The sequence below is a fragment of the Pirellulales bacterium genome (genome assembly GCA_035939775.1).
GTDB lineage: Bacteria > Planctomycetota > Planctomycetia > Pirellulales > DATAWG01 > DASZFO01.
In genome coordinates this window covers 1-7,300 of the sequence record DASZFO010000343.1, presented here as the reverse complement: position 1 = coordinate 7,300, position 7,300 = coordinate 1, and the positions used below count along the sequence as shown (strand labels likewise).

Annotated in this window: 7 protein-coding genes and 1 tRNA gene; 5 read left to right on the top strand and 3 right to left on the bottom strand. The window is 59.3% G+C overall.

The annotated features are described in order from the left end of the window. The 3 genes from VGY55_21835 to VGY55_21825 form a co-directional block, all read left to right on the top strand. Nucleotides 1-596: DUF1015 family protein (locus tag VGY55_21835; GenBank protein HEV2972623.1), on the top strand; the 596-nt coding region annotated here is incomplete at its 5' end. A gap of 373 nt (nt 597-969) precedes the next feature. After that, nucleotides 970-1,716, top strand: a complete 747-nt coding sequence (locus VGY55_21830) for a ParA family protein (protein ID HEV2972622.1) — start codon at nt 970-972, stop codon at nt 1,714-1,716. Beyond that, nucleotides 1,709-2,698, top strand: coding sequence for a ParB/RepB/Spo0J family partition protein (locus VGY55_21825; GenBank protein ID HEV2972621.1), 990 nt, complete (start codon nt 1,709-1,711; stop codon nt 2,696-2,698). Before VGY55_21830 ends, VGY55_21825 begins: the two co-directional genes overlap by 8 nt. 67 nt (nt 2,699-2,765) lie before the next feature. Here VGY55_21825 and VGY55_21820 read toward each other — a convergent pair whose 3' ends face one another. Next, on the bottom strand, nt 2,766-4,373 hold the full coding sequence (locus tag VGY55_21820) for a sulfatase (GenBank protein HEV2972620.1): 1,608 nt from the start codon (nt 4,371-4,373) through the stop codon (nt 2,766-2,768). A gap of 202 nt (nt 4,374-4,575) precedes the next feature. Here VGY55_21820 and VGY55_21815 point away from each other — a divergent pair. Then, nucleotides 4,576-4,650: transfer RNA gene (locus VGY55_21815), tRNA-Pro, on the top strand. Between the two features lie 217 nt (nt 4,651-4,867). Here VGY55_21815 and VGY55_21810 read toward each other — a convergent pair. Then, nucleotides 4,868-5,404, bottom strand: coding sequence for a hypothetical protein (locus VGY55_21810; protein ID HEV2972619.1), 537 nt, complete (start codon nt 5,402-5,404; stop codon nt 4,868-4,870). Between the two features lie 96 nt (nt 5,405-5,500). After that, the gene (locus VGY55_21805; GenBank protein ID HEV2972618.1) at nt 5,501-5,665 is read right to left on the bottom strand and encodes a DUF1579 family protein; all 165 of its coding nucleotides are present in this window, start codon (nt 5,663-5,665) and stop codon (nt 5,501-5,503) included. A gap of 600 nt (nt 5,666-6,265) precedes the next feature. Between VGY55_21805 and VGY55_21800 the strand changes: the two genes are divergently transcribed. Further along, on the top strand, nt 6,266-7,300 hold a 1,035-nt coding region (locus tag VGY55_21800), incomplete at its 3' end, for a serine/threonine-protein kinase (GenBank protein HEV2972617.1).

Below are 7,300 nucleotides of genomic sequence, written 5' to 3'. Positions count from 1 at the left end.
CGGACCATCCCGCGAATTTCGTGCTGATGATGTTTATCGCTATGAACGACCCGGGCTTGATCGTGATGCCGACCCACCGATTGTTTCGAGATTTGCCAAAAATGACATCCGCGGATTTGGCTCAGAAACTTGGACCACATTTTGCGACCCGTGTGGCGGGCGAAGGGTCCGATCTGGCTCAAACCATCTGGAGAGAACTTGAGTCCGAGCGAAATCAGGGAACGCTCGGGCTGTTCACGCATGCCGACGAGCGGTGGACCGTCGCTCGGCTCACAGACGCAGGCGCCAAGCGGATGGCGGACGTGGCCGGCGAGCATACCTCGGATTGGCAAGGTCTTGGAGTGTCGCTCTTGCACCGCCTTGTAATCGATACGCTGCTAGCATCCAAAGACTTGCCAAAGCCGCGATACGTGCACCTCGTTGAAGAGGTGGTCGAAGGCCTCGAAACCGATGAATTCTCCCTTGCGGCACTCGTCATGCCGGCCACCGTCGACCATATCCGCGCTATCAGCCAACATGGCGAACGGATGCCTGCCAAGAGCACGTATTTCTATCCAAAGCTTCTGAGCGGGTTAGTCATCAATCCGCTGGAATGAGTTTTCGGGGTTGGGGCTCCGGACCCACGACTCGGCAGCCGCGGCTGTGGCTGACGCCAGCAGCGTCGGCCGCGAAGTTGCCCGTTCCCAGTGCGCGACTTTTCTCCGTATTGCGTTTCACGTGAAACCCGTTTGGGCGGTCCTTATCGACTTCGCAAATCGCGTGTTTCACGTGAAACAGGCGAATCGGGTATTCCGTAGCGTTCCACGTGAAACGCGATCCGATTTTGCATTCACGGCGATTGCCATTCCGCATCTTGGCCAGTGATCGCTACAATTCCGCCCCGCAATCGCATGATGACCGTTTTCCGCTCGGCACTCCCGTCACTCGTTCTTCCTATTTCATCCTTCGCACTTCATCCTTGTCTCGTCCATGGGCCGCATCTTGTGCATCGCCAATCAAAAAGGAGGCGTCGGCAAGACGACCACGGCCGTCAATCTGGCGGCTGGATTGGCCAAGGCCGGTTCGCGCACTCTGCTGATCGATCTCGATCCGCAGTGCAATGCGACGACGGGCCTGGGTGAACGTCCGACCGATCATCACCCGCTCGTCTCACGTCTGCCGCTGCGAGAGTCACTTTGTCGGACAAGGATTGACGGCCTGGAACTTCTCCCTGGCAGCCGCAGCTTCAAGGATATCGAGGCATTAGCCCAGGCGGCGGAAGACGACGCCGCCACATTGCGAATGCATTTGGCGACCGGAATGAGCGGCTACGATTTCGTATTGATCGATTGCCCGCCCTCCCTCGGGCAGCTCACGCGCATGGCGCTGGCCAACTCCACTGAAGTGATTATGCCGATCCAATGCGAGTATTTTGCGATGGAGGGATTGGCTCAAATGATCGAAGTCATTCGGCGAGTAATGAGCGAGCAGCCAGGCCGGCTTCAATTCGGTGGCATTGTTCTGACGATGTATGACCACACCTTGGAGCTGACCCACGAAGTGGAACAAGAGGTTCGCGATTTCTTCGGAGAAATTGTGTATTTCACTATCATCCCTCGCGACGTAGCGGTCTCCGAGGCCCCTAGCCACGGAAAGCCCGTCTTGGACTATGCCCCGCGGAGCCGCGGTGCCTATGCCTACGTCGAGCTTTGCATGGAGGTACTGGACCATGAGTAAAGAACGACGTCTCGGCCGGGGCTTGGAAGCCTTGTTGGGCCGTTCCTATGCCGAACCGCAACGCACCGATCATCTCGCATTGCACGTTCCGTCCGACGATTCGGCCGCCGACGGCGGCGCGTCCGCGAATGCTAGCAGTGAAAGCGCCGGCAATGGCCAGCTAACGATCAGCGTCCACGACATCGAACGCAATCCATTTCAACCGCGCCGCGAATTCGACGAGCAAGAAATCGCTGCCCTGGCCGATAGCCTAACCGAGCACGGACTGATCCAGCCGATTCTGGTGCGCCGTGTCGGAGAGCGCTATCAATTGATCGCCGGCGAGCGCCGGCTTCGGGCGGCGGTGAAAGCGGGTTGGATGGAAGTGACCGTGCAGTTGCGCGATGCCGACGATCGGCAGGTGGCCGAGCTGGCGATCGTCGAGAACTTGCAACGAAAGGACCTCAATTCACTCGAAAAGGCGGCCTCTTTCGAGCAGTACATCGAGCGATACCAATGCACTCAGGAGGAATTGGCTGGACGGCTCAATATCGATCGCTCAACGATCGCCAATCTGATCCGGCTGCTCGAGCTGCCCGCGACCGTGCAGGACGCAATCCGCAGCGGCGCCGTCTCGCCAGGCCACGCTCGCGCGCTCCTGCCGCTGGGCGACGAACGCGAGCAGGTTGCCTTCTGCCAGCGAATTCAAGCCGAGGGATTGAGCGTTCGCGCGACCGAGCAGGCTGTCCAAGAGCAGATCCAATCGAACGATGCCGACGCGCCCGCCACCGGCAAGACATCGCGATCGTCGCGGGGCCGGGGCCAAAACCTTGCCGCACTCGAACAAGAGCTGCGCGAATCGCTTGGCACGAAAGTGTCGATCCGAGAAACGGCCAAAGGCCGCGGCAAGATTGTTATCCAATTCTCAACTAGCGAAGAGTTCGACCGTCTTCGGTCGCTGTTGGCCGGTCAACCCATGCCCGTCGTAGCCAGAGCCGGTTGAACGCGATCAACTACTTCGACTGAAACTGGATTTGGTCTTCGGCGCGTCGATAGTATATATATGAACACTATTCCAAGCGCTTCGGTTGCGCCGGCGGCGTCTTTGGAGCACGTCCCGGGCTTGGGATCAAGCTCTCTGGCGGGTCTTCGGACTGCTCTTTCAGTTCGATCCGCAAGCGATCGAGCTGCTCATGCAGGTCTTTCCGCGCCGCGATATACTTCGGCTCGTCGTAGACGCTGCGAAGCTCGCGGGGGTCGTTCTTCAAATCGAACAATTCCCAGTAGTTGAATTCCGGTTCATAAAAATGAACCAGCTTATAGCGGTCGGTGATGATGCCGTACTGCTTCGCCACGTTATGCGGTCCCGGATGCTCGTAGTAATGGTAGTAAAAGCCCTTTCGCCAGTCGGCGGGCGTTTGTCCCTTGAGAATCGGCACGAGGCTTCGGCCTTGCATTTCGGCCGGTACGGCGACGCCCGCCGCGTCGAGCAGCGTCTCGGCGAAATCGAGGTTCGACACGATGTCGGCGTTGGTGCTCCTCGGCTTCACGACGCCCGGCCAGCGGATCAATAGAGGCGTCCGGAGCGATTCCTCGAAAATCCAACGCTTGTCGAACCAGCCGTGCTCGCCGAGGAAGAATCCCTGATCGGATGAATAGACGACGATCGTATTCTGCGCGAGTCCCTCGTTGTCGAGATAGTCGAGCAGCCTGCCCACGCTTTCATCGACGGACGAGATTGTCGCCAGATAGTCGTGCATGTACCGCTGATACTTCCAGCGGACCAAATCTTGCCCGCGCGGATTCTGCTCGCGGAATTGGGCATTCCGCGGCTCGTAATATGCGTCCCAGATCTTTCTCTGTCCGGCGTTCATTGTTGGCGGCGGAGTGAGCTTCAAATCGCGCGGCGTCAGCGTGCGGCCGATCATCATGTCCTGCTCATGCTCGGCCTTGCCGCGGCCCGCGTAGTCGTCGAATAGCGTCGGCGGCTCGGGAAACTTGACGCCGTCGTAGTCGGCCATGTGCGCCAGCGCCGGCTCCCACTCGCGATGCGGCGCCTTGTGCTGGCACATCAAGATGAACGGCTTCGATTTGTCGCGCTTGTTGCGCAGCCAATCGAGGCAATCGTCCGTGATGATCTCCGTGACATAGCCTGGCTTCTTGACTCTTTGGCCGTTCAGGATCATCGGCGGATTGTAGTATTGTCCTTGGCCGGGAAGAATCTCCCAAAAGTCGAAGCCGGTCGGGTCGGTTTCCAGATGCCATTTGCCGATGATGGCGGTCTGATAACCAGCTTGTTGGAGCAATTTGGGAAACGTCACCTGCGAGCCGTCGAAGCGGCTGTTGGTGTTGTTGTAAAAGTGGTTCATGTGACTGTACTTGCCGGTGAGCAAGCAAGCGCGGCTCGGCCCGCAAAGCGAGTTTGTGGTGAGGCAGCGATCGAACCGCATCCCTTCGGCTGCCAGCCGATCGATGTTCGGCGTCGAGTTCAAACCATGGCCATAAGCGCCGATCGCCTGATAAGCGTGATCGTCGCTGAAGATGAACAAGACGTTCGGCCGTGCGGTCTGAGCTTCGACCTGCCCAGCCGCCAGCAGCATGACAATGAGCGAGCCCACCGCAGGCGGCATGAGATGCAGGAGCATTCCAACGGCCGCGATCTTGTGCCAGCTTTTCAAGCAGTGGCTCCGAATGAAGTCAACGGAATCGGCGAACCAATCGGGCGGGCGAAATGTCCGAATTGTAGCGGAATTCGCCGGAATTCCGAGCCGGGCAGGGACCGCCGGCCAATTTCGTGCAATATCCACGACGGCATCGTTCCCGCATCAAATCGCGGCCGAGTTTTCGGGCGGGCTTCTTACTGCTATGATGGAACGACTTCGGGGCGTAGCGCAGTCTGGCTAGCGCACCTGGTTTGGGACCAGGGGGTCGGAGGTTCAAATCCTCTCGCCCCGACTGTTTTCAGGAAGAAGCCCTTCGGCGAGAACGTCGAAGGGCTTTCTCATTGTGGGGACGAGAGTTACAGATCGACGAGCGTGTTCAAATGGCATTGCACGATGGTCGAAATCACAAGGAAAAGTGACGGAACTCCTTTGTGTCTTTGGTAAAACTTAGTTCAAATCCCGTCGCTTGTTTTGCGGTGGCAACTTTGTGAGCTTCCGACCCGACTCAGTTAGGCAAGGCCACGCCTACGCTGCTTGCCCGCTGCCGAACGAATGACCACCGGCCCGCGTCCGGCGCATGCAAACGGCACGGGATTTCGAGCGATGGCCTCATCGATCAGGCGCGCGACCGCCGGACGAGCGAGTGTGGACGCGCCCTCCACGTCAATCGAACGCACCTGGCTGGCGGCCCCCTGCAACAGTTTCTGAGGGTCCGGCAGCTCCTTACCACGATTGAAGTAGAACTTCACGCCCTTCTCGTCCCCGCGGATGGCAAGAACGCCCTCGTACCCGCGCTCGCTGGGTGAATAGCTGATGACGAACCAGGCGCGATATTCATACACCACCTCATAGGCGGTGGGCAGGCGCTTTCGAAGTGACCGTCGCATGGCGGTTATGAGCCGTAGCCGCTTGGGCGCGAATTTGGCGATCAACGTACGCAACTCGGCTTCTGCCGATCGTCGCTCCGCCGCAGACTGGGTGCTGCCGGGGACCTCGACCTCAACCTGGCCGGAACGGCGTCCGGAGGCTTCTTTCTTCACACTCATGTTGGCTCCCTGGCATTGGATTTCTGTGGCAGAGGGTGCGCCACGACCACCAGCCTCCCTTGAACACCGGGGCAAAAGCAACGCCGTCGCGCGGTCTCACTTCTTCCGCTTGTATGTGATCTTTACCATCGGCTGTTCCTTGCCGTCCGTGTCCACCATGAACAGGCTGAAATTCACGGTATCGGCGTCTTTGATCTCTGTGATCGACTTGAACTTGGTCGTCTTGCCTTGTTGCCAGGGGCCGTCTCCTGTCATGGTCATGACTAGGCCGAAATCGACACGCGTAACGTATTCTCTCAAAGAACTGGCTAAGGAGTTAATTCCTCGATTCGTGTCGCCAGAGGATCCACCATCTTCCGATAACCACGGGGAGTCGGTAATTCAATCATGCGCTTGTACAAGGGCGCATTCCCATTTTTGCAGAGTACGATTTGTTTGTGGAGCCCGACACGTGAGCGAGGGCGAGTCCAACCTATGACGCAAGACTATTGGGATGTGGCTCCATCGTTCAGGCATTGCCGCAGTCTGGCTTCCCAGCCCCTGACTCCTGCGACAAAAAGTTCTAACGGCGTCCAGTCGCCCCGACATGCTTTCTAAGAAAGCTCATCGTCGTTTTCGACGGGGAGCTTTTTACTTGGAATCATGCTGTCCCGCAAGTATTCAAACTGCGTACCGTACTGCCAGACGGTTTTGTCGCGTTTGCCGTAAACCACTTGCCTGGCAGCTCTCTTCGCCGTTCAAACTCGACTCGCCGGTCGTATTTCGAAGCCGCTCTGCTAAAATCACTCCATTCTCGAAATCGTTGCGATGATGACCAAACGGCTAGGGAGATTCGGCGCCGCGAAGGGGGCCGAATGACCCATGAAAACCTGCCCCGCCTGCTCCGCCGAAAACGACGCTGACAGCAAGTGCTGCTCGGCCTGCGGCGGCGTGCTCGTGCCGGGGCCGGATGCAACGGTCGATCACAACCGTTCGAAGAACGCCAGCGCTTCCCCGTCGATTTCCGACCCGGATTTGTCCGCTCATGGCCGGTTCCTGCCGGGAACCATAATCGCCGACCGCTATCGCATCGTGTCCCTCGCCGGCCGGGGCGGCATGGGAGGCGTCTATCGCGCCGATGACTTGAAGCTCGGTCATCCGGTGGCGCTCAAATTCCTGCCGCGCGGCGTCGCCGAGAGTTCGAGGCGCTTTCAGTTATTTGTGAGCGAGGTGCGCCTGTCCCGGCAGCTCGCTCATCCCAACGTTTGCCGGGTATTTGACATCGACGAGGCAGATGGTCAGCACTTTCTGTCGATGGAGTACATCGACGGCGAGGATCTGCAAGGTTTGCTGCGCCGCATCGGGCGTTTGCCCAGGGACAAGGGCATCGAGATTGCCCAGCAGCTTTGCGCGGGTCTGGCGGCGGCTCACGAGAAGGGGGTTTTGCACCGAGATCTGAAGCCGGCCAACGTCATGATCGACGGCCGGGGCCAGGCACGCATCACCGACTTCGGCCTGGCACGCCTGGAGGGCAGTGCAAGCGGCGTCGGCGAGATTGCCGGCACGCCGGCCTACATGGCGCCCGAACAATTGGCGCGCGGCGAGACAACGATCCAGAGCGACCTCTACTCGCTGGGGCTGATCCTCTACGAAGCGTTCACGGGCCAACCGGTGCACAAGAGCGGCTCGATCGAGGAGTTGAATCGAGCGCACGCAGCATCGTCGCCGCGTCCCCCGGCCGAGCTGGTGGCTGACGTCGACCCGGCCGTCGAACGCGCGATCCTGCATTCCCTCCAAAAAGACCCCCGCCAACGTCCCGCTTCCGCGCGGGCTGTGGCCGATGCGCTGGTGGCACGCGAAACCCCGTCGCCAGGATCACTGTCGCTAGCATCGTCACCGCGCGAATCACCACCGGAA

Coding starts and splice junctions, on each gene's coding strand:
- VGY55_21830 (HEV2972622.1), top strand. CDS start 970: ATGGGCCGCATCTTGTGCATCGCCAATCAAAAAGGAGGCGTCGGCAAG.
- VGY55_21825 (HEV2972621.1), top strand. CDS start 1,709: ATGAGTAAAGAACGACGTCTCGGCCGGGGCTTGGAAGCCTTGTTGGGC.
- VGY55_21810 (HEV2972619.1), bottom strand. CDS start 5,404: ATGAGTGTGAAGAAAGAAGCCTCCGGACGCCGTTCCGGCCAGGTTGAG.
- VGY55_21805 (HEV2972618.1), bottom strand. CDS start 5,665: ATGACCATGACAGGAGACGGCCCCTGGCAACAAGGCAAGACGACCAAG.